Consider the following 20,969-nt stretch of genomic DNA (forward strand, 5'->3'; position numbering starts at 1 on the left):
ACGCGTGGGCGGCGCTCGCCGACCCCGCCTCACCAACGGAGCGCCCGAGGCGACGACCCGCCGCCCCCTCGTGTCGTTGATCCGGCTGCGCCCCTGGTCAGCGCCGACCACGGTGGGGGCACCCACGCACGAGGAGGGACGCCGATGACCAGTCAACGGGAGACCGTACGGGTCGAGAAGGACCTGTTCCGCGCCGTGTACGACTCGCCCGCGTCACTGCCCGGCCGACACCGGTGGACCACGCCGGAGTCGGACGTGCGGCGTCTGGAGAAGCTGCTCGGCATGCCGACGCGCACCATCGGCGCCCCGCTCTGGGTCAGCGGCGACGAGCCGGACTGCCCGAAGTGCGGCCGGCGGATCACCTGGTACGACATCGTCTCCTCGGCGGTCACCGGGCTGCACGACAAGGGCATGATCGCCGAGGTCATCCTCGGCGACCACAAGTACGTCAACACCGAGGTCCCGGACGCCATCGCGGGGGTGCACTGCGCCGACTGCCACACCGCCATCGAGGGCCTGCGCAGCTTCAAGTGCCACAACTGGGCGTACGCCTTCGAGGCGCTGGAGGCCGTCCGGGAGCGCATGGCCGGCGGTCCCGGCCCGACCCAGCGGGTGGCCGAGGGACCCGCGACGACCTGAGCCACGGCCAGCCGATCGCGTGCTGGACCGACCTGCCCCACGTTCGCGTTTCCAAGATTTCTCCAAGATGAACGCGGTATGAACGTGTGGAGAGGTGATTCATGGCCGACAACGGCAGCACGGACGTCCCAGAGATCAGCGCCGAGTGGTACCGCGACATCGTCGATGCCGCCGCCGGCACCCCGCACCCGGTGCAGTGGTTCGTCGGGCACGCCACCGAGGGGGTGATCCTGCTTCTCGGCGCTCTCCTGGTGGTTGCCGCGCTGCGCCGCCTGGCCGGTGGCCCGCACGACCGGGCCCTCGCCCTCGTCGCGCCGCTGCCGACTCTCCTGGCGTACGCGGGCAGCGAACTGCTCAAGACCGTGGTGGACGAGGACCGGCCGTGCCGGACAGTGGGCCGGGCGATCATCGCCGGCACCTGCCCACCGCCGGGTGACTACTCGTTCCCGAGCAACCACGCCACCCTCGCCGGCGCGCTGGCGGTCACCACCCTGCTGCTCTCCCGGCGGCTCGGGCTGCTCGCCCTGCCGCTGGCCGTGCTGGCCGCGTTCTCCCGGGTCTTCGTGGGCGTGCACTACCCGCACGACGTGGCCGGAGGTCTGCTGCTCGGCGCCCTGGTCGCCCTCGTCGCGACCCCGCTGCTGGCCCGACCAACCGCCGAGGCGCTACGTCGCCGCACCGACGCCCGCCGACGAATACCCGATCTGGCCGGCCGCCCCCACCCGTAACCCCTCAGGTCGCCAGGAGTGCACCCGCCGTGCCGAGGAGCAGGAACGGGCCGAACGGCAGGTGGGTGGTCCAGCGGACCCGTCGGGCCACCAGCAGCCCCAGGCTCACCAGCGCGGACAGCCCGAACGTGAGCAACAGCCCGAGCACGAGGACGGGCCAGCCGTACCAGCCGAGTAGCGCGCCCACGCCGAGCGCCAGCTTGGCGTCGCCCAGCCCGAAGCCCCGGCGACCGAGCAGCAACGTGCTGGCGGCGAAGAGCAGGGCCAGACCCGTACCGGCGGCGACGGCCCGCACCCACGGACCCGCCCCGGCACCGGCCAACGCCGCCACGCCGAGCAGCAGCCAGGTCCCGCCGGCGGCGGGCAGGGTGAGCCGGTCGGGTAGCCGGTGCACGGCCAGGTCGACGAAGACCGCCGGTAGCGTCCAGCCCAGCCACCAGGCCACGGCCGGCAACGCGCCCAGCGGCGGGCCGACGAGCACGAGCAGCGCCACGGCGGCCAGTGCCGTCACCTCGATCGTGCCGGGCGGCGGCCCGACCCGGGCGCCGCACCGGCCGCACCGGCCCGCCGGGCCGAGCGCCGGCCACGGCCTGGTCAGGCTGATCGCGGCCCCGCAGGAGTCGCACCCGGTCCGGCTGGGAGCGTCCGACGGTACGGCGTGACGCACGACGGCCAACCGCAGCGGCGGCACGACGAGCAGGGACGCCAACACCGTGGCGAGCCGGGGTCGGGCGGCACCCGCGACCGGCCCGGCCTCGGTGACCGCAGGGCGGTCGGAGGCGGACGGTTGGTCGGTCGGTTCGGTCGTCAGCGCCACGTCGACTCCACCGATCGTCCGGCCACCGTCGCAAAAGGTGAACACGGATCGTGACTGAACGTTCGCTCGGGTGTAGCGGATGGCGCGGAAAGCGACGCCCCCCACCCACGATGTCCGCCCCGGATCGGCCCGCACGAGGTGCGCTCGCCGCCGACCCGCGACACGGGCCGGATGTCGGAATGCGGGCGCGATACCCCACTCTCGTAAGGGGCGTAGGGGTCGGGACGGATCGGCCCGCGCCAGCGAGGCCGGGCCACCGACGACCCCTGGACCGACAGCCATCCGGAGCGCGGCACGGACACCTGCCACCACCACCCATCATCACTCAGAGTGTTCGCTTGAATTGCCTCTGTTGCATCGGCGATCGTGAGCTTATGCTCGCCCCTTGAGTGTGACGCAAGCCTCACATCGATGACCGGACAGCACAGGACCTCGCATTTGTAGAAGATCCGCAACGGTGAATGCAGAAGCGCAATGAACGGCCGGATGAAGTGATCCGGGCGCGCTTTCGCATGCTCGGCACCGGCGCTTCGTCGCCACGTCGGGCTGTCACAAGGAGGGTTCGGCGGTGGTCGAACGGCAGCTCAGGCGAGCGACAACCTGCCTGCTGGCGATCGTGGCGACGGTGGCGGTCACCGCCTGCGGCAGCGGGCCGGAGGCGGTCGAGCGCCCGACGTCGGAGCGTCCCGACGGGGTACGGGCGGATTCGGATGTCGAACGTGGGGCTGCGGAAAAGGCGGCGCTCGGGGCGTACTCCGGATATCTCACGGCCTCGCGCACGGCGAGTCGGCGCGGCGATCCGCACGCGCCGGAACTGTCCAGATATCTCGCTGATCCACTGTTGACCCGGGTGCAATTGTCCATTCGCGACGCTAAGGAGCACGGCGCGATGCGTACCGGGACCTTGCGATCCGATCCCACCGTGATCGCCGTCGACCTCGATTCGGACCCGGCCACCGTGGAGATCCAGGACTGCCTGGACGCGACCGGCTACCGGCTCGTCTACACCAAGGACCAGAAGGTGGTTCCCGGCAGCGGTGGCGGCAAGCACCTGGCGACGGCCACCGCAACCCGCTATCCCGACGGTCGATGGCTGATCAGCTCCGGCGTCGCGCACCAGGACCAGCCGTGCTGAGCCGCCGCACCCTCGCCGGGGTCGGCCTGGCGATGCTGATGGTGATGGTCGCCGCGACCCCGCCGGCCTCCGCCGCCCGCCGCGCGGGCCCGGGGGTGGAGTGCCCGCCCGGCCAACCGGACTGCAACGTCTGGGACGACGAGCCCGGCCACCCCGGCGACCCGGGGGGCGGCGGGGACAACGGCGGCGGAGACTCCGGCGGCGGTGGGGGTGGCGGCGTCTGCCAGTGGGGTGGCCGCACGATCCCCTGCTACGACGACGTGCTGGGTTGGTTCAACAACGGCGACGGCTGCTACTACAAGCTCGCCGTGCCGCAGCCGTCGGCACCCGAGGGCCAGCAATGGTACGTGCAGACCTGCAACGGCGGCGACCTCGGCGCGCAGCGGACCCTGCCGCTCGACGGGCCTCCGGCCGGCTTCGGGGCTCCGCCGGACCCGGAGGAGCTGGCCCGCCGGGCCCTCGCGTCGATCAAGCTGCTGCCCGCGCGGCTCAAGGTGGCCCCGCGCAAGGACATCGGACCCGGTCTGGTCGGCCTGCCGGTCTGGATGTGGGCGACGCCGAGCGCCGACTACTTCGGGCCGCTGCACGCCTCGGCGGAGGACCGTGGTCTGCGCGTCTCGATCGAGGCGAAGGTCAGCCGGATCGTCTGGAACATGGGCAACGGCGACACGGTCACCTGCACCAAGCCCGGCACCCCGTACGACCCGAAGGGCGCGCGAGCCGGCAGCACCTCGCCGGACTGCGGTTACGACCACGGCTATCCGAAGGCCGGCACGTACCGGGTGGGTGCCACCACGTACTGGACCGTCCGCTGGTGGACCAACAACGGCGTCGAGGGCGACCCGATCGCGCAGACCCGCGCCAGCGGCACGGTGCCGGTACGGATCAATGAACTCCAGGTGGTGACCAGGTAATGAGAGCACCCCAGGCGCGAATGGAGATCGAACGGTGAGTGTGGCGACGCGTAACGCGACGGGGCCGGTGGACGCGCCGGTCAGCCCGCCCAAGGTGGTCCGGCAGCGCCGCGTCCGTCCAGGCCTGCTGGGTCTCGCCGTGCTCCTGATCGCCCTCGGTGGGCTGGGGGCCGCGTTCGCGGTCACCTCGGTCCGGGCCACCGGCAGCTACCTCGCGGTGGCCCGGCCGGTGGAGGTGGGCCGGGAGGTCACCGCCGCCGACCTGATCACCGTGCAGGTCGCCGGCGGCCAGGGGCTACGCCCCGTGCCGGCGGGCCGGCTGGACGAGGTGGTCGGCAAGCGGGCCGCCGTGGCGCTGGTGCCGGGCACCCTGCTCACCCTCGGGCAGGTCACCGACGACCCGCTGCTCGGCCCGGGGCAGCAGCAGATCGCGCTCGGCCTGAAGACCGCCCAGGTGCCCGCCCGCGCGCTGCACCCCGGCGACAAGGTGCTGCTGGTCAGCACCCCGGACGACGACGCCACCGGGGCGGCCGCCACGGCCGGCACCCGGTTCACGGCCACCGTCATCGACATGGTCAGCCCGACGGACGACGAGAAGGTGCTGTACCTGGCGCTCCTCATCCGGGACGTACCCGCCGTGGTGGCGCTCGCCGCCCAGGAACGGGTCGCCGTCGTGCTGATCGAGGCGGCCTGACCATGGCGATCATCGCGTTGGTGTCCGCGAAGGGTTCGCCCGGCGTGACCACCTCGGCGTTGGCCTGCGCCCTCACCTGGCATCGCCGGCTGGTCCTCGCCGAGTGCGACCCGGCGGGCGGGTCGATCCTCGCCGGCTATCTGGGCGGCCAGTTGGACGGTCCACGCGGCATCGGGGAGCTGGCCGTCGGCGAGCTGCGCGACGGCAACCTGGAGACGGCGTTCTGGTCCCAGCTGGTCGACCTGGACGCGCCGCGCCGGGAACGGCTGCTGCTGCCCGGTCTGGTCGACCCGACACAGGCCGGCAGCGTCACGCCGCTCTGGCAGCGCTTCGCCGACTACTTCAACGCCCTGGACCGGGGCACCCCCGGCTACGACGTGCTCGTCGACTGCGGCCGACTGCACGTGAACGGTCCACCGTGGCCACTGCTGCGGGCCGCCTCGGTGGTGCTGCTGGTGACCCGGGCGAACCTGCCCGACCTGTCCGGGACGCGGGCGGCGGTGACCACGATCGAGCGGGACTTCGCCGAGCACCGGGTACCGCCGGGCACCCTGCGGCTGCTGCTGGTCGGCGACGGTCACGGGCGCGCCGAGATCAGTCGCGGGCTGAAGCTGCCGGTGATCGCCCGGCTGCCGCACGACCCGCGTACCGCGGGGGTGCTCGGCCTCGGCGGGACCGTGCGGGCCGGACGGCCGCTGCTGCGGGCAGCGACCGCGCTGGAGGTGCCGGTCGGGGCGTTGCTGGAACGCCGACGGGCACGGCTGGCCTGGCCGGTACAGCAGGGGGTGCCGGATGCGGTTTGAACCCGTCTCGGCCGACCCCCGCCAGCAGCCGCCGGGCGCGACATCCACCGCGCCACCGCTGAACCCCGCGAACGGCCGGCACCACCACGTGACGCCGATGCCGCAGCCGACGCCCACGGCCACGCCGCCGCCCGAGACGGCCCCTCGACCCCGGATGGACTTCCAGGTGGTCCGGGAGCTTCGCCGGGAACTCACCGAACGACTCACCCTGTGGCAGCGCGGCCGGGAGTTCACCGTCGACGAGGAGGACACCGAGCGGGCTCGGCTGGCCGTCCAGGTGGTCGCCGAGTACGCCGACGCGGTCCGCCGGGCCGGCACGCCGATGGCCGCCGGCGAGGAGCGTCTGCTGCTCGACCAGGTGACCGCCGAGCTGGTCGGGCTCGGCCGGCTCCAGACCCTGCTGGTCGACGACACCATCGAGGAGGTGCACATCCTCGGCTGCGACCAGGTGCGCATCACCCGACACGGCGGCGGGGTGGACTGGGGCGAGCCGATCGCCGACAGCGACGCCGAACTGGTGGAGATCCTCCAGGCGGCGGCGCGGCGGGCCGGCGCGACCGAGCGGTCCCTGTCCACCGTGAAGCCCACCCTCGACCTGCAACTGCCCGACGGCAGCCGGTTGGCGGCGGTGTTCCTGGTCAGCCACCGCCCGTACGCGGTGATCCGCAAACACAACACCCTGGACGTGAGCCTCGACGACGTCGCCGGTAGCCGGGGCGACCTGGACGAGATGATCGACCCGCTGCTGCGTGACTTCCTGCGCGCCGCCATGCGCGCCGGGTTGAACATCATGGTCGCCGGGCTGGCCGGCGCCGGAAAGACCACAATCATCCGGGCCTTGATGAACGAGATCCCGCCCGACGAGCCGTACGTGCTGCTGGAGGAGAGCCGGGAACTGCTGCCGGCGCGCCGCCGCGAACGGCACCGGGCGGTGATGAGCTTCGAGGCGCGGGAGGGGCACGGCGAGCGCGGCTTCGACGGCCGTCCGGCGGGCGAGGTGACGATCGCCGACCTGATCCCGCTGTCGCTGCGGATGGGCGTCCTGCGGATCATCGTGGGCGAGGTGCGGTCCCGCGAGATCGTGCCGATGCTCCAGGCGATGACCACCAGCCGGGGGTCGATGTGCACGATCCACGCCCGTACGGCCGCCGGCGTCGGCGAGCGGATCGTGGAGCTGGCGTTGGCGCACGGCCGCGAGATGACCGTCGACCAGGCGCGTCGGATGGCCGGCAACGCCCTCGACCTGATCGTCTACGTCACCGTCGAGGACGAGAGCGCGATCGGCGGACGTAAGCACCGGTTCGTCTCGCACGTGGAGGAGGTGATCGGGGCCGGCGAGGCCGGACGGATCACCACCACCACCGTCTTCGGTCCCGGTCCGGACGGCCGCGCGGTCCCCCGGCACCTGCCGGAACGGGTCCGCGACCAGTTGCTCCGCGTGGGGTACGACTCCCGACTGCTGACCCGGTGGATCGAGGCCGGTACGGGCGCGTGGCGGCGGCCCCGACAGACCCGACTGGCCCGGCGGTGACCTGATGGGGAACAGCCTGGAGTTGATCGCAGTGGTCTCCGGAGCCGCCTGCGTGGCGGGGCTCCTGCTGGCGGTGGTCGCGCTGGTCGGCACCCGTCGACCCCCGGGCCCCGGCCCGGGAGCGGGACCCGGCCTGAGTCGCCTCTGGCGGGGCTCCGGCGCCACGCCCGCCGAGCGGCGGTCCTACCAGGCGCTGCTGCTCGCCGCGGTGGTCGCCGGGGCGTTGGCCTTCCTGCTGACCGGGCTGCCGGTGGTGGGCCTGCTCGTGGCGGTGGCGGTACCCGGTACACCGTGGCTGTTCGCGGTGGGCAAGGCCGAGCAGCGGGCGATCGCCCGGATCGAGGCCGTCGGCGAGTGGACCCGCCGGCTCAAGGACGTCTCCGGTACGGGCCAGGGCCTCCAACAGGCGATCATCAGCACGATCGGCAGCGTGCCACCCGGCATCGAGGACGAGGTACGACTGCTCGCCGCCCGGTTGCAGGCCGGCTGGCTGGCCCGCTCCGCGCTGCTGGCGTTCGCCGACGAGATCGGCGACCCGGTCTGCGACCAGGTGGTGGCGGCCCTGATCCTGCACCTCACCGACCGGGGCGAGCGGTTGGGCGACGTACTCGGTTCGATCGCCGGCGCGGCGTCCGCCGAGGTGGCGACCCGCCGGGAGATCGAGGCCAAGCGCACCCAGCCCCGGTTCGCGGTCCGCTTCCTGACCGGGATGACGCTGGCGACGCTGGCGTACGGGCTGGTCAACACCGAGTACATCGAGCCGTACGGCACCCCGACGGGTCAGATCGTGATGGCTGCTCTCGGGGCCGCCTTCATCGGCCTGCTGGCGTGGGTGCGCTCGATGAGTCAGCCGCAGCGACCGGCCCGGTTCCTGCCGGCGCCCGACCCACAGGAGGTCGTCGCGTGAGCGCGAGCGCCATCGTGCCGGCAAGGGGCCCGCGATGATCGTCAACTGGCTCCTCGGCGTCGCCGTCACCGGCGGGGCGGCGATCGGGTTGGGCCTGTTCCTGGTGATCCGCGAGCTGGTGCCGGCCACTCCCGCGCTCGGGCCGGCGCTGCGCCGCCTGCACCAGCCGCCGGGTACCGGCCGGGTGGCAACTCCCGCCTCCCGGCGGTTGGACTGGCTGACCGGGCTGTCCCGCTGGCTGCGACCGCCGCACCGGCAACTCGCCCTGATCGGCCAGACCCCTGAGCAGTACGCGCTGTCGGTGCTGCTGTCCGCGCTGATCGGACTGGCCACGCCGACCCTGCTGGGGGTGGCGCTGTTCGTCCTCGGCATCTCGCTGCCGCTGGTCGTACCGGTGCTCGGGGGCCTCGGCATGGCGTTCGTCGCCGGCCTGCTGGCGCACCGGTCGGTCCTGACCAAGGCGGACGCCGCCCGCGACGAGTTCCGCCAGGCCGTCTGCACGTACCTGGATCTGGTGGCCTTGCAGCTCTCCGCCGCGCACGGGCCGGTGCAGTCGTTGGAGCGGGCCGCGGCGGTCTGCGACGGCTGGGTGTTCGACCGCCTTCAGGAGGCGCTGCGGATCGCCCAGATGCAGATGCACGCCCCCTGGGACGAGCTGCGCGACCTCGCCGACAAGATCGGTATCCCGGAGTTGGGCGACGTCGGCGCGATCATGCGCTCCTCCGGCAGCGAGGGCGCGCAGGTGCACGAGACCCTGCGCAGCCGGGCCGACTCGCTGCGTGACCAGATCCGCACCGACAACCTGGCCCGCGCCGAGGGCGTGACCAGCAAGCTCGACATTCCGGGCGCGCTCCTCGTCTTCGTGCTGCTCGGTTTCGTCGTCTACCCGTTCATCGCCCGTGTCTGATCCGACCCCGAGAAGGAGTACGCCATGTCCATCCTCACCTACCTGCACGTCGTGGTGACGACGCGCTTCGCCGAGCTACGTCGGGACGGCGAGCGGGGCGACAGCCCGGTACCGACCGCGGTGATCATCTTCGGTCTGGTCTTCGTGGCCACCGTCGTCACCGGCCTGGCCCTCGGCAAGGCCAACGACTGGATGAAGGCCATCCCGGGCCACGCGAACCCGAAGTAACCGACATGCGTCGAGCCACGTACCCGAGGTGGCGCCGGGCGGTTTCCGCCGCTCGGCGTCGTCTCGTGGCCGGCGACCGGGAGCGGGGTGCGAACCCGGTGGAGCTGGCCGTGGTGATGCCGCTGATCCTGGTGCTCCTGTTCGCGTCACTCCAGGTTGCGGCCGTCTTCCTGGCTCGTGCCACGGCATTGAACGCCGCCCAGAGCGGGGTCAACGCCGAACGGCGGTACAACGCGTCCAACGGCGCCGGGGTAGCCAGCGCCGAGCAGTTCCTGTCCACCAGCGGCAGCTGGCTGCTGGGCTGGGACAAGGCCGGCGGTCCGAGCTGTGTGACCAGCGACGTCGACGTGACCTGCACGGTGACCGGTCGGTCCCTGTCGGTCGTACCCGGCGTGGACTTCGAGATCGGGCAGACCGCGCACGGGCCGGTGGAGCGGGTGACCGCGCCGTGAGCCGGACCACCGAGCGTGGCTCGGTCTCCATCGAGGTGGCGGTGCTCGCGCCCGCGTTCATCGCGCTGATGGTGCTGGCGGGCGTTGCCGGACGCAGTGCGGTGGCGGCGGAGGCCCTCGACGCCGCCGCGCACGACGCGGCCCGCGCCGCCTCGATCTCCCGCAACCCGACCGACGCCAAGGAACAGGCCCGCAGGGCGGCCCAGGAGCAGTTGGACTGGCACGGACTGGACTGCGGAGCCGCTCCGACCCTGACGTTCGCCGGCAGGGTCGGCAACAGCGACACCGGATTCGACGACGCCTACCGCAGCGCGCTCGGCCAGAACGCGACGGTCACCGTCAAGGTCGAGTGCCGGGTGTCGTTCCGCGACCTACGACTCAACGCCCTACCGGGCATGCCCACGGAAAACAAGATCGAGGCCAGTTTCACCTCGCCACTGGACCGCTACCGGAGCCGACGATGAACCTCCGTACGCTCTCCGGCGACCACGGCCGGGTCAGCATCTTCCTGGCCGTGGCGATGATCGGCGTACTGGCCATCGTGGGACTCTCGTTCGACGGCGCGGGCCAGCTCCGCACGCTGCAACGCGCCGACAACCTGGCCGCCGAGGCGGCCCGTGCGGGCGGGCAGGCCATCGACCGGGCCACCGCGATCGAGGGTGGGCCGACGCGGATCGACCAGCCGCAGGCCCGCGTGGCGGTCGCCGAATACCTCACCGCCGTCGGCTCCACCACCAGCCACACCGTGAGCTTCCCGCAGATCGCCGGGGAGGTGGTCGTCCGGGTACGCCTCACGATCACCTACCGCCGCTCGATGCTCGGCCTGTTCGGCTTCGCCGACCAGGTCACCATCACCGGCGAGGCGACCGCACGGGCCATCACCACAGCCCCAGCCCCGCCCCCATAGGAAGGAAGGCAGCCATGTCCGCATCGGGTCGGTCCGTCGTACGGCGGACGGGACGTGTCCTCACCGGCCTCGGCGCGCTCGTCGTGCTCTGCGCCCTGGTGGCGGGCGCGCCGGTCGCGCTGCTCGCCTTCGCCGGCAATCCCCTGCCCGACCATCTGCCCACCCTCGCCGAGGTGGGCACCACCCTGACCAGCCGGGACGACGGGCAACTCTTCCTGCGGGCCCTGGCGCTGGCCGGGTGGTTCGGCTGGGCCACGTTCACCTTCTCTGTCCTCGTCGAGTTGGGCGCACAGACCCTGCGCCGGCCGGCGCCGAAGCTGCCCGGGATGAGCCGCCAGCAGAAGGCCGCCGCCGCGCTGGTCGGTTCGGTCGCCCTGATCCTCGCGGCCAGCCCGGCCGCCGCCAGCGCCGCCGCGGTATACGCCGGCCCGACGTACGCCCAGCCGAGCGCGTCGGCGACCACCACGCGGCTCACCGAGAGCACCCCGCTGGGCCTGGCCGCGAGCGGGCACCGCGACGCCCTGGGGAGCGGGCCGCTCGGACTTGTCGCGCCGGGCGGGCCGAGCCCTGGCGACCAGGCTGCGCCGGTGTACCGCGTGGCCCGGGGCGACTACCTCGGCGAGGTGGCCGAGCGGTACCTCGACGAGTTCGACGACTACCGGCAACTCGCCAAGCTGAACCGGCTGGACGACCCGGACCGGATTCGTCCCGGGCAACTGCTCCGGCTCCCGGCGGAGGCCACCGACCAGGGCGCACGCTCGCACGCGACCGGCAAACTCGTCGGTCGACCCGCCGCGCCCACACCGCCCGCGCCGCGACCGACGCCGGAGCGGTCGGCCCCGGAGCGCGCGGAGCAGGCACCACCCAGCGGTACGGAGTCGACGGGTCAGGCGCCCACGATGACCGTCGGCGCGGCCCGGGCCGGAACCACCGACCGGGTGAACCGGCCGCTGGCCGTCTCCGCCGTCCTGGCCGTGGCGAGCATCGTCGGCGCCCAGATCGGCGCGGTTCTCGGTCTCCGTCGTCGACCGGCCACCGCCGGCGCCGCACCCCGGCTGACTGCCGCCGCCCGTACCCCGCGACGCCGGTCAAACGGGGTCGGCGGCAGCTCCACCACCGGGAGCCGCGCCTCTCGGAGCGGCGGCTCCGGCCTGAGCGGCAGTCCCGGTCGGAGCGGCGACGCGGGCCGAGCGGGCAGTGGCGCCGCCTGGGCCGCCCGTCGTGCGGCGGCGGCCACCGACACGCCTGCCCCGCCCACTGGCCCGCCGACCGGCACGCCGCTGGCCCTGCCCGGTCGTAGTGCCGGAGCGGTCGGCGAATGGGACGACGGCATCCAGGGCGGTCGGCACCGGCGGGGTTGAGCCGGCACCCGCACGCGGAGGTCGCAGCCCCGCTCGCCGAGTTCCGCACGAACGCCGCTCGGGAGCTGCGGCCCGTGCGCGGTCGACGCCGAGCGCCGTGGCCCACGCGGCCGACGCACGTGAGCGCCGTGGCCCACGCGCGGCCGAGCGCAAACGCCGTGCCACATGGCCGACGCCCAAGCGCCATGGCCCCTACACGGCCGACGCGGCCGGGAGCGGGCACCCCACACAGACTGATGCCACATAGTCATCTTGATGACTATGTGGCATCAGCGCGTCGAGGGCGGCCGGGCGTCCTCGTCGGCCCGGCAGCACCCTTGTCAGGGGAGACGGGTCTGGAGCACGCCGTCCTGGATGCGGGTGGGCAGGATCTGCTGATCGTTGCCGGAGGGTCCCTGCACGACCTCGCCGCCGTTGAGGCGGAACGCGCTGCCGTGCCACGGGCAGACCACGCACGCGTGGCCGTCGATCTCCTGGACCTCGCCCTCGCCCAGCGGCCCGCTCTGGTGCGGGCACCGCTCCAGCATCACCGTGACCTCGCCGCCGTGCCGGTAGAGGATCACCGAGATGTCGTCGTCCACCTCTCGGGTGATCAGCGTGCGCTGCGGCAGGGTGGCCATGTCGGCCAGCGAGTGCCACCCGTCGCTCATCCGGTGCAGCTCGGACACGCTCTGGTTGACCTGGGCGCCCTGCTTGTACGCCAGGTGCCCGCCGATGTACGCGCCGAGGCTGACGGCGGAGAGTCCGAGGAACCCGAGCGCCTTGCCGACGCCGCTCCGCCCGGAGAGCCGCGCCGCCAGTGAGCCGGCGTAGAGGCCGACACCGACGGTGTTCGCGGCGGCGTGCACGAGGCCGACCCGGCGCTGGTCCCGGGAGAGCGCCGCCCAGTCGTTCAAACCGGCGACCGCCGCCGGCAGGGCGCTGAGCGTCCCCAGACCGACCAGCACGGTCGCCGGTCGGCGCTGCCCTGGCATCAGGTCCAGTACGGCGGCACTGATCCACGCCCCGACCGGCACCTGCACCATGGCCGGGTGCAGCGGGTGCCCCAGCGTCACGCCGTGCAGCAGGTCCCGCAGTCGCCGCGGTCGCAGCGTGCCCAGGACGACCTTCTGCAACCGGTCACCCGCGCGGTCCAGCCGGGAGTCCTGCTCAACTTTCGTCAATAGCGCTCGCACGAGTACCGACTTCCCGGCGATCCCCCTCCCAAACCGGTCGCCGACGACAAACCTGCCGGGGGCGGGCATGCTGGCGGGATGGGTGTGCGGGTGGAGCGCAGCGGGGCGGTCACTACGGTGATTCTGGATCGGCCGGAGGCTCGGAACGCTGTCGACGGGGCTACCGCTCGGGCGTTGGCGGATGCCTTCCGCGCCTTCGAGGCTGATCCGGGCGCGGCGGTCGCCGTGCTGTGGGGTGCGGGCGGCACGTTCTGCGCCGGGGCCGACCTGAAGGCCGTCGGCACGCCGAGGGGTAACCGGGTGGAGCCGGAGGGGGACGGCCCGATGGGTCCCACCCGCATGGTGCTGAGCAAGCCGGTGATCGCGGCCATCTCGGGGTACGCGGTGGCCGGCGGCCTGGAGCTGGCGCTCTGGTGCGACCTGCGGGTCGCCGAATCCGACGCCACGCTCGGAGTGTTCTGCCGCCGCTGGGGAGTACCGCTGATCGACGGCGGCACGGTCCGGCTGCCCCGGCTGGTCGGGGAGAGCCGGGCGATGGACCTGATCCTCACCGGGCGGGCGGTGCCGGCCGACGAGGCGTACGCCATGGGGTTGGTCAACCGGGTGGTGCCGCCGGGCCGGGCACGGGCGGCGGCCGAGGAACTGGCGACGGCGATCGCCCGGCATCCGCAGACCTGCCTGCGCAACGACCGGGCGGCCCTGCTGGCGGGCGTCGGACGGCCCGAGGCGGAGGCGCTGGCGACCGAACTGGCGTACGGGATGGATTCGCTGGCCACCGACGCGCTGGCCGGCGCGGCCCGGTTCGCCGCGGGTGCGGGCCGGCACGGCACGACGCCGCCGGGAGGGTGGGACCCCCCGACGGCGTCGGCTACCGGGTGAATCAGTTGCGGTTGATGGTGAAGGTCGTCGTGGGGTTCTGGATGTCCACCGCGTTGTTGCTCAGCCGCAGGTTGGTGAAGGTGACCGACCCGACGGCGGGACCCTGCCCGGACTCCGGCATGGGGTTGGCCCAGATGCCGAAGCCGGACTTGGCGTCGTAGGCGTCACCGCTCTTGCGGGCGCCGCTGATGGAGATGTTGGTGAAGACCGTGTCGGTGATCGGGTTCTGCGGCTGCCCACCGACGTAGTTGGTCTGGAACATGATGCCGCTGTAGGTCGGATCGACGATGTCCACGTCGCTGACGCGGATGCCCTGGAACACCTTCGAGGCGGAGAACACCCAGATCGCCGGGAAGGTCTGCCCGCCCCAGAAGTGCCCACCGGCCCGGACGATCGAGATGTTCTCGAACTTCGTGGGCGGGCTCGCGCCGAAGCCGTTCATCGGGTAGCCGAAGTCCAGCGAGCTGATGGTGATGCCGGAGTAGACCAGCGTGTCCGCGATGTAGATGTTGCGGAACGTGTTGCCGTAGCCGCCGTAGACGGCCACACCGGCGGCCCGCCAGGTCAGCGTCGACGTCAGGTTCTCGTAGACGTTGTCCTTCATGTCGGCGCCGCCCGCGTCGATCGCCGAGAACAGCGCGAAGCTGTCGTCACCGGTGGCCCGGGCGTCGTTGTTGCTGACCAGGTTGTTGGTGCTGCCGTTGGTCATGTTGACGCCGTCGGCGAACAGGTTGCGGATCCGCGAGTTCCTGATCGTCATGTAGTCGGTGTTGGCGCCCCAGTAGAGGCAGACCTGGTGCTCGGCCCAGATGTTGTCGATCACGATGTTCGACACGTTGGAGAAGTCGAACACCTTGCCCGGGCCGTCGATCCGCGAGGTGTAGTTGCCGAAGTACGCGAAGTTCTTGAACGACGAGCCGGCCGCCGAGTTCTCGGCCCGGAAGCCGATGTCGGTGTTCTCCTGGCCGGACGGCGCGTTGAACCGGGTGTACCAGGGGCCGGCACCGGTCACCTGGACCGCCTTGCCGTACACCTGGAACTTCGACGAGGTGGAGTAGTTGCCGGCCGGCAGGTAGACACCGATCAGATTGCCGGTGGTGTCCATCCGGACCCGGTCCAGGGCGTTCTGCACGTCCTGGTGGGTGAAGCCGGTCGGCGTGGCGTACCGCGCCGAGTCCGGGTTGGCGATCGGCGAGACCTGCTCGGTGTTGATGAAGTCGATCGCGTACGTGGTGGTGTTGGCCGCGTCCTTCTGCAGGCGGATCTTGCTGCCGGCCGGAACGGTCGAGTTGAGCATGACGTTGGCTTCGTCGTAGATGTGCCGCGGTCCGCCCGCGCTCGGCGAGTTGCCCGGGCTGGTCTCGTTGCCGTACAGCCACGCGTAGCGGGACGTCAGGTCGATGGCCTTGTGGAACGTGCCGTTGACGTAGACGTTGAGCGTCGAGTTGATGCCCCCGCCACCCGCCGCGTCCGGAATGGAGAAGCGGGTGACAAGCGTGTTGGTGCTGGCCCGGGTGGTGAACTCGACGTAGGCGCCGGTCGAGTTCAGGGTCACCGCACGCCGGCCGGACGCCTCACCGGCCAGGTCGCCGACGGTCCGGTTCGGGCCCACGACGTTCGCGCCGCCACCGACCACGCCGTCCTCGGCCTCGTACATGTCGTACGGCATGTTGGCGCCGCGCCCGACGAAGAGCGGCTGGTCGCTGGTGTTGTTGGTCTGCTTGACCGGCAGCTCGTTGGCGTCGGCGGCGAGCACGACCCGGACGGTGTACTTGCCGTTCGCGGCCGTCCAGGTGCCCAGGTTGACCGGGCCGACGGTGGCCCCGGCGTTGATGACACCGGAGTACGAGCCGGTCAGGGTACGGACCACGGTGCCGGACTCGTTGAGGACGGTCAGCGTGATGCCGTGCGAACCGGACGCGGACGCCACGCTGCCGGCGTTGCGGATCGACACGGAGAACGTGACGGTGTTGCCGGCCGACGGGTTCCCCGGCGACCAGGCGACCGAGGAGGCGACCAGGTCACTGGTGGCGACCGGGCTCACGACCAGCGGGCTGGGGTTGGAGTAGCTGTTGTTGGTGTCGTCCTGCTCGACGACGGTGTTCGACTCGTCGACCTTCGCGCTGAGCGGGTAGCTGCCCGCGTCGCGGGTGCCGATGCTGGCGCTGACCGTGGTCGACGCGCCCGCCGCGAGGGCACCGACCGACGCGGTGCCGACCCGGGTGGAGCCCAGGTAGAAGTTGACGTTGGTCGCGGCGGAGACCGCCGAACCGGCGTTCCGCACGGTCGCCGAGAGCGTGACGGTGCTGGTCTCGACGGGCGCGGACGGGCTGTACGACATGCCGGTGACGGTGAGGTCCGGGTTCGGCGCGGGGGTGCCGAAGACCTGGAACTCGGCCACCTGACCGGCCGGGGCGCCGGTGTTCGAGGCGATCGAGAGGCGTACGTCGGCCGCCGCCCCGGAGACCGGGATGGTCACCGTGTTGCCGCTGCCCGGGTTGAACGTGTAGTTCGTCGCGCCGACCAGCGTGGTGAAGCTCGACGAGCCCTGGTCCCGGCCGAGGACGGTGATGTTCTGGGTACGGGTACCCCACGCCGAGTCCGGGTTGAGCTTCAGCACGATCTGGCTGAGGCTGGCGTTCGCGCCGAGCTGCACGGTCAGCGTGCTCGGGTTGCCGTTGCCCTCCCAGTAGGTGGCCACGTTGTTGTCGTTGGCGTTGGTCGCCACGAACGTGTGCACGTACCCGGAGGCGGTGATCGGCTTGCCGACCGCCAGGTTGCTCCCGGTGGGCGGGTTACCGGTGCCGGTACGGGTCACCGTGTTGCTGTTCGACGACTGATTGCCGGCCGCGTCCTTGGCCCGGACGTAGTACGACACCGTGGCGCTGTCCGCCTGGCTGTCGGTGTACGTCAGCGTCGAGCCGCCGACGCTGCCGCGCAGCGCGCCGTTGGCGTAGACGTCGTACCCGGTCACCCCGACGTTATCGCTCGACGCCGACCAGGTGAGCCGGATCTGACCGCTGGCCGGCTGGGTGTAGGCCAGGTTGCCGGGGGCGCTGGGGGCCTGGGTGTCGGTGCTGCCGCTGGATCCGTACACCTCCACCTCGGAGAGCTGCGCGGCCGGCCAGCCGGTGTTGCCGGTGACCTGCACCCGGACGTAGCGGGTGCTGGCGGCGGTGAAGCTGACGGTCGCGGTGTTGCCGCTGCTCGGGTTGAACGTGTAGTCGGCCGACGACTTCAGGGTGCTGAAGGTCGAGCCGTTGGTGGAGCCGAGAACCGAGAGGGTCTGCGTACGCGTCTGCCAGTCCGACGACGGCGGCAGCTTCAGCACGACCCGGTCCACGCCGACCGTCGCGCCCAGGTCGGCCTGGATCCACTGCGGGAACGCGTTGTTGGCGCTCTCCCAGTAGGTCGAGGCGTTGCCGTCGTTCGCGTTGCTCGCCACGTAGTTCTGGTTGTAGCTGCTGGCGCTCATGGTGGCCGAGAGCCCCGCGAGCAGAGCCGCGCGGGCGGAGCCCGCCGGTGCGGAGGTGGGCGTCGCCGCCGGTGCCGCGGTCGCCGGGGTGACGGCGGGAGCGGCGGCGAGGAGCAGTCCGGCGAGCGTGCCGGCGAGCAGTCGGCGGCGGGCCGGCGCTCGGTTGGCTCGGACGGTCGAACCGGGTGAGCCGGTTCGGGGGGTGCCTCGGGTGGGGCCGTTTCTGGACATCGGTCGCTACACCTCTTTCGGGGGTGGTGTGGGGTGCGTTGCCCGGTGACGGGTGCAGGGGTACGCCCGTCGTGCCGCGACAGGTGGGGGACGGTGCGGTGGCCCCCGCCCTGGTCGGGCGGGGGCCGTCGGCCTAGCTGGAGTAGACCTCGAACTCGCTGAGCTGACCGGCGGGCCAACCCGTGTTGCCGGTGACGGTCAGGCGCAGGTATCGCTGGCTGGTCGCCGTGAAGGTCACGGTGACCGTGTTGCCGCTGGACGGGTTGAAGGTGTAGCCGGCGGACGCCTTGAGGGTGTTGAACGACGAACCGTCGGTGGAGCCGAGCACCGCCAGCGTCTGCGTACGCGTCTGCCAGGCCGACGACGGCGGCAGCTTCAGTACGACCCGGGACACCGTTCGGGCGGCGCCCAGGTCGACGGTCAGCGACTGCGGGAAGGCGTTGTTGGCGCTCTCCCAGTAGGTGTTGGCGTTGCCGTCCACCGCGTTGGGCGCGGCGTACACGTCGGAGTGGCTGGTCTCGGTTATCGACCGTCCCGCCGCCAGGTTGCCGGTGGGGGCCGACGTGGTCGGGGGCGGGGTGGTCGTCGGGGGCGCGGTGGTGGGCGGGGCCGTGGTCTGCGTGCCGCCGTACACCTCGACCTCGCTGAGCTGCGCGGCCGGCCAGCCGGTGTTGCCGGTCACGGTGACCCGGATGTAGCGGCGGTTACCCGAGGGCAGCCCGATCGACACGGTGTTGCCCGAGCCGGGTGCGAAGACCCGACCGGCGGACGACGCCAGCGTGTCGTACGACGAGCCGTCGGTGGAGCCGAGCACCGACAGCGTCTCGGTGCGCTGCTCCCAGCCGGGGGGCAGTTTGAGCACCACCCGGTCGACCGAGCGGACCGCGCCCAGGTCGACGGTGACCGACTGCGGGAAGGCGTTGTTGGCGCTCTCCCAGTAGGTCGAGGCGTTGCCGTCCACCACGTTGCCCGGTCCGTAGTTCTGGTTCGTGCTGGTCGCGGTCGTCGACCGGTTCAGCGCCAGGTTGCCACCGGTGGGCGGCGGGGTCGTCGGCGGCGCGGTGGTCGGCGGCGCGGTGGTCGGCGGCGCGGTCGTGGGCGGCGCGGTGGTCGGGCCGGTGGTCGGCGGGGTGCTGGGCCCACCACCCCACTGCGGCTCCGGCCACGGGCCGCAGTACGGGGTCGAGGTGTACCAGCCCGAGTTGCCCGAGCCCTGGGTGATCTGGAAGCCGCCGCCCACGCAGTTGTGCATCGGGTTGCTCTGGGCGATGTTGGTGGCCCGTACGTTGGTGAACGACACCTGGCTGGGCGCCTGCACCTGGAGCGCGTACGTGCCGGCGCCGTCGATGCGGACGTTGGTGAGGTTGATGCCGCTGGTCTGGCCCTCGATCCAGTGCAGCGCCGCGTACGAGCTGTCCAGGATGTCGGTGTCGGTGATGTTGATGGTGGCCTGCTGGAACGCCTCGTTGAGGGCGGAGAACCAGATCGCCCCGACGCCGAAGTTCCAGTTGTAGTCCGAGTTGCCGTTGCGGATCAACGTGTTCCGGGCGATCGTCCAGGTGCCCCGGACGGCGGTGTCGCCCTGCACACCGGGATAGCGGTTGGCGACGTGGATGCCGCCGCCGTTGGTCAGCGAGTCGGCCGTCACGTTGTCGGTGATCTTGATGTCCCGACCGCCGTAGCTGACCAGGTGGTTCGCCAGCAGCGTCACGCCGATGGTGTTGTGCGTGAACGAGTTGTTGACGTTCGGCACGCTCTGCGCCCACATCGCCAGGGCGTCGTCACCGGTGTTGCGGACGAACGTGTTGGTCACCGTCGAGTTGGTGACGCCGGTGTGGAAGTTCACCCCGTCGGCGGTCTGGTCCAGGATCCGGCTGTTGCGGATGGTGAAGTTGTCCATCGGCCCGTCCATCCACGCGCCGACCTTGGTGTTCTCCAACCAGAGGTTGTCGACCACCGAGTTGGTCATCGCCCCGCCCAGCGCGTTGACCTGGTCGTCGTCCACCCGCTCGCGGATGTCGCCGATGATGGCGAAGTCCCGCAGGGTGACGTTGCGGCTCGGCCCGTTCGCCTCGTGCGACCGGATCTCACCGGTGTAGCCGCCGCCGGGGACGTACTTGCCGTAGATGCCGGCCGCCCGCTTGCGGTCGGTGGGGTGCCGGCCGCCGAGCACCGAGTACCAGGGACCGGCGCCGCGCAGGGTCACCCCATCGACCACCACGTGGTCCCAGAGGGTGAAGGTGCCGGTCGGGATCCAGACCGCCCGGCCCTGGGCCTTTCCGGCGTCGACCGCCGCCTGGAACTTCGCGGTCGAGTCGGTCGCGCCGGTCGGGTCCGCGCCGAAGTCGGTGACCACGTCGATGACGCCGGAGGGCTTGGCGATCGGCGCGACCACCTCGAAGTCGGCCAGGTCGATCGTGAAGGTGGGTGACTGTGCGGTCGAGGAGACCTGCAACCGGATCTTCGTACCGGCCGGCTGGGTGCTGCCGAACAACGCCCGGGTCTCGTCGTAGAAGTGGTGCGGGTTGGTGTCGCCCGGGTTGTTGTTGAACGGGTAGCCGCCGTAGTACCAGCCGTACTTCGAGGTGACCGGGACCGACTTCAGCAGGTTGCCGTTGGCCCGCAGGTCGATGGTGGCGTCCCGGCCCGTGCCCGAGGAGTTGTCCGGCAGGCTGTACCGGAAGGTGACCGCGTTGGCCGGAGCGGTGAGCGTGAACTCGACGTACTCACCGACGGCGTCGAGGGTGACCGCCTCCCGGCCGGACGCCTCCGACGGGAGCGTGCCGTAGCGCCGGTCCGGGCCGATCTTCGTGCCGTTGTGCGCGGCCTTCTCCGCCTCCTGCTCGAGAAAGGGGACGGTGGCGCCTCGGCCGGAGATGTCGAAGGGGGACAACCCGGCCGCCGAGGCCGGGGTGGCACTGCCGGTGACCGCGAGGGCGGTCAGGGTGGTGGCCGCGAGCAGGGTGGCGGCGATGGCGGCCAACCCTGCCCGGGCCGGGTGTCGAAGGTGGTGCGGAGTGCCGGTGGTGTGGTCGGCCATGAGCTGCGCTCTCCCTTTCGTCAGGCAGGCCAGGTCCCCCGTGTCGGTGCGGTGTGGCGGTCCCTCGTACTCCCTTCGTGGGCGCGGTGCGCGGGTGGTGTGGTGCCGGCGGTCGGGACGGGACCGCCGGCACCACGGCGGGTCGG

The 20,969-nt window shown here is 72.0% G+C and carries 18 protein-coding genes and 1 pseudogene; 15 read left to right on the top strand and 4 right to left on the bottom strand.

Annotated elements, in window-relative coordinates:
• Positions 1-144 precede the first annotated feature (144 nt).
• Positions 145-639: a hypothetical protein gene (locus ABZ272_RS03800; protein WP_355048365.1), complete on the top strand. Its 495-nt coding sequence runs from the start codon at positions 145-147 to the stop codon at positions 637-639.
• A 101-nt stretch (positions 640-740) separates the two neighbouring features.
• The gene (locus ABZ272_RS03805) at positions 741-1,367 is read left to right on the top strand and encodes a phosphatase PAP2 family protein (protein ID WP_355048366.1); all 627 of its coding nucleotides are present in this window, start codon (positions 741-743) and stop codon (positions 1,365-1,367) included.
• Between the two features lie 4 nt (positions 1,368-1,371).
• Here the strand turns inward: ABZ272_RS03805 and ABZ272_RS03810 are convergent, their stop codons facing one another.
• Positions 1,372-2,079, bottom strand: coding sequence for an A24 family peptidase (locus ABZ272_RS03810; RefSeq protein ID WP_355048774.1), 708 nt, complete (start codon positions 2,077-2,079; stop codon positions 1,372-1,374).
• A 721-nt stretch (positions 2,080-2,800) separates the two neighbouring features.
• Between ABZ272_RS03810 and ABZ272_RS03815 the strand changes: the two genes are divergently transcribed.
• The 12 genes and pseudogenes from ABZ272_RS03815 to ABZ272_RS03870 form a co-directional block, all read left to right on the top strand.
• Positions 2,801-3,319: a hypothetical protein gene (locus ABZ272_RS03815; RefSeq protein WP_355048775.1), complete on the top strand. Its 519-nt coding sequence runs from the start codon at positions 2,801-2,803 to the stop codon at positions 3,317-3,319.
• Between the two features lie 32 nt (positions 3,320-3,351).
• The gene (locus tag ABZ272_RS03820; RefSeq protein WP_355048776.1) at positions 3,352-4,233 is read left to right on the top strand and encodes a hypothetical protein; all 882 of its coding nucleotides are present in this window, start codon (positions 3,352-3,354) and stop codon (positions 4,231-4,233) included.
• A gap of 34 nt (positions 4,234-4,267) precedes the next feature.
• Complete coding sequence (locus ABZ272_RS03825) at positions 4,268-4,927, top strand: SAF domain-containing protein (RefSeq protein ID WP_355048367.1); 660 nt, start codon at positions 4,268-4,270, stop codon at positions 4,925-4,927.
• Positions 4,928-4,929: 2 nt separating this feature from the next.
• Complete coding sequence (locus ABZ272_RS03830; RefSeq protein ID WP_355048368.1) at positions 4,930-5,730, top strand: ParA family protein; 801 nt, start codon at positions 4,930-4,932, stop codon at positions 5,728-5,730.
• Positions 5,720-7,261: a CpaF/VirB11 family protein gene (locus ABZ272_RS03835; RefSeq protein WP_355048369.1), complete on the top strand. Its 1,542-nt coding sequence runs from the start codon at positions 5,720-5,722 to the stop codon at positions 7,259-7,261. The genes ABZ272_RS03830 and ABZ272_RS03835 overlap by 11 nt, the downstream gene beginning before the upstream one ends.
• A gap of 4 nt (positions 7,262-7,265) precedes the next feature.
• Positions 7,266-8,168 carry a type II secretion system F family protein gene (locus tag ABZ272_RS03840; protein WP_355048370.1) on the top strand — a complete coding sequence of 301 codons (903 nt, stop codon included), beginning with the start codon at positions 7,266-7,268 and terminating at the stop codon, positions 8,166-8,168.
• 37 nt (positions 8,169-8,205) lie between these two features.
• A complete protein-coding gene (locus ABZ272_RS03845) occupies positions 8,206-9,075 on the top strand; it encodes a type II secretion system F family protein (RefSeq protein WP_355048777.1) in 870 nt (289 codons plus the stop codon).
• A 24-nt stretch (positions 9,076-9,099) separates the two neighbouring features.
• Positions 9,100-9,303 carry a hypothetical protein gene (locus ABZ272_RS03850; RefSeq protein WP_355048371.1) on the top strand — a complete coding sequence of 68 codons (204 nt, stop codon included), beginning with the start codon at positions 9,100-9,102 and terminating at the stop codon, positions 9,301-9,303.
• Between the two features lie 5 nt (positions 9,304-9,308).
• A complete protein-coding gene (locus ABZ272_RS03855) occupies positions 9,309-9,755 on the top strand; it encodes a TadE family protein (RefSeq protein WP_355048372.1) in 447 nt (148 codons plus the stop codon).
• The gene (locus ABZ272_RS03860) at positions 9,752-10,219 is read left to right on the top strand and encodes a TadE/TadG family type IV pilus assembly protein (protein WP_355048373.1); all 468 of its coding nucleotides are present in this window, start codon (positions 9,752-9,754) and stop codon (positions 10,217-10,219) included. Before ABZ272_RS03855 ends, ABZ272_RS03860 begins: the two co-directional genes overlap by 4 nt.
• Complete coding sequence (locus ABZ272_RS03865) at positions 10,216-10,662, top strand: pilus assembly protein TadG-related protein (RefSeq protein WP_355048374.1); 447 nt, start codon at positions 10,216-10,218, stop codon at positions 10,660-10,662. Before ABZ272_RS03860 ends, ABZ272_RS03865 begins: the two co-directional genes overlap by 4 nt.
• Positions 10,663-10,676: 14 nt before the next feature.
• A pseudogene (locus ABZ272_RS03870) lies at positions 10,677-11,699 on the top strand (LysM domain-containing protein); the annotation flags it as partial.
• Between the two features lie 644 nt (positions 11,700-12,343).
• On the opposite strand, the gene ABZ272_RS03875 reads toward ABZ272_RS03870, so the two are convergent.
• The gene (locus ABZ272_RS03875) at positions 12,344-13,198 is read right to left on the bottom strand and encodes a Rieske 2Fe-2S domain-containing protein (RefSeq protein ID WP_355048375.1); all 855 of its coding nucleotides are present in this window, start codon (positions 13,196-13,198) and stop codon (positions 12,344-12,346) included.
• Positions 13,199-13,276: 78 nt separating this feature from the next.
• Between ABZ272_RS03875 and ABZ272_RS03880 the strand changes: the two genes are divergently transcribed.
• Positions 13,277-14,077 (top strand): crotonase/enoyl-CoA hydratase family protein, encoded by an 801-nt coding sequence (locus ABZ272_RS03880; RefSeq protein WP_355048376.1) that lies wholly within the window; start codon positions 13,277-13,279, stop codon positions 14,075-14,077.
• A 1-nt stretch (position 14,078) separates the two neighbouring features.
• Here the strand turns inward: ABZ272_RS03880 and ABZ272_RS03885 are convergent, their stop codons facing one another.
• Entirely contained in the window at positions 14,079-17,783 is a 3,705-nt protein-coding gene (locus ABZ272_RS03885; RefSeq protein ID WP_355048377.1) for a discoidin domain-containing protein, read from the bottom strand.
• Positions 17,784-17,916: 133 nt separating this feature from the next.
• Complete coding sequence (locus ABZ272_RS03890; RefSeq protein ID WP_355048378.1) at positions 17,917-20,823, bottom strand: discoidin domain-containing protein; 2,907 nt, start codon at positions 20,821-20,823, stop codon at positions 17,917-17,919.
• Positions 20,824-20,969 lie beyond the last annotated feature (146 nt).

The organism is Micromonospora sp. NPDC005979 (genome assembly GCF_040614415.1).
GTDB lineage: Bacteria > Actinomycetota > Actinomycetes > Mycobacteriales > Micromonosporaceae > Micromonospora.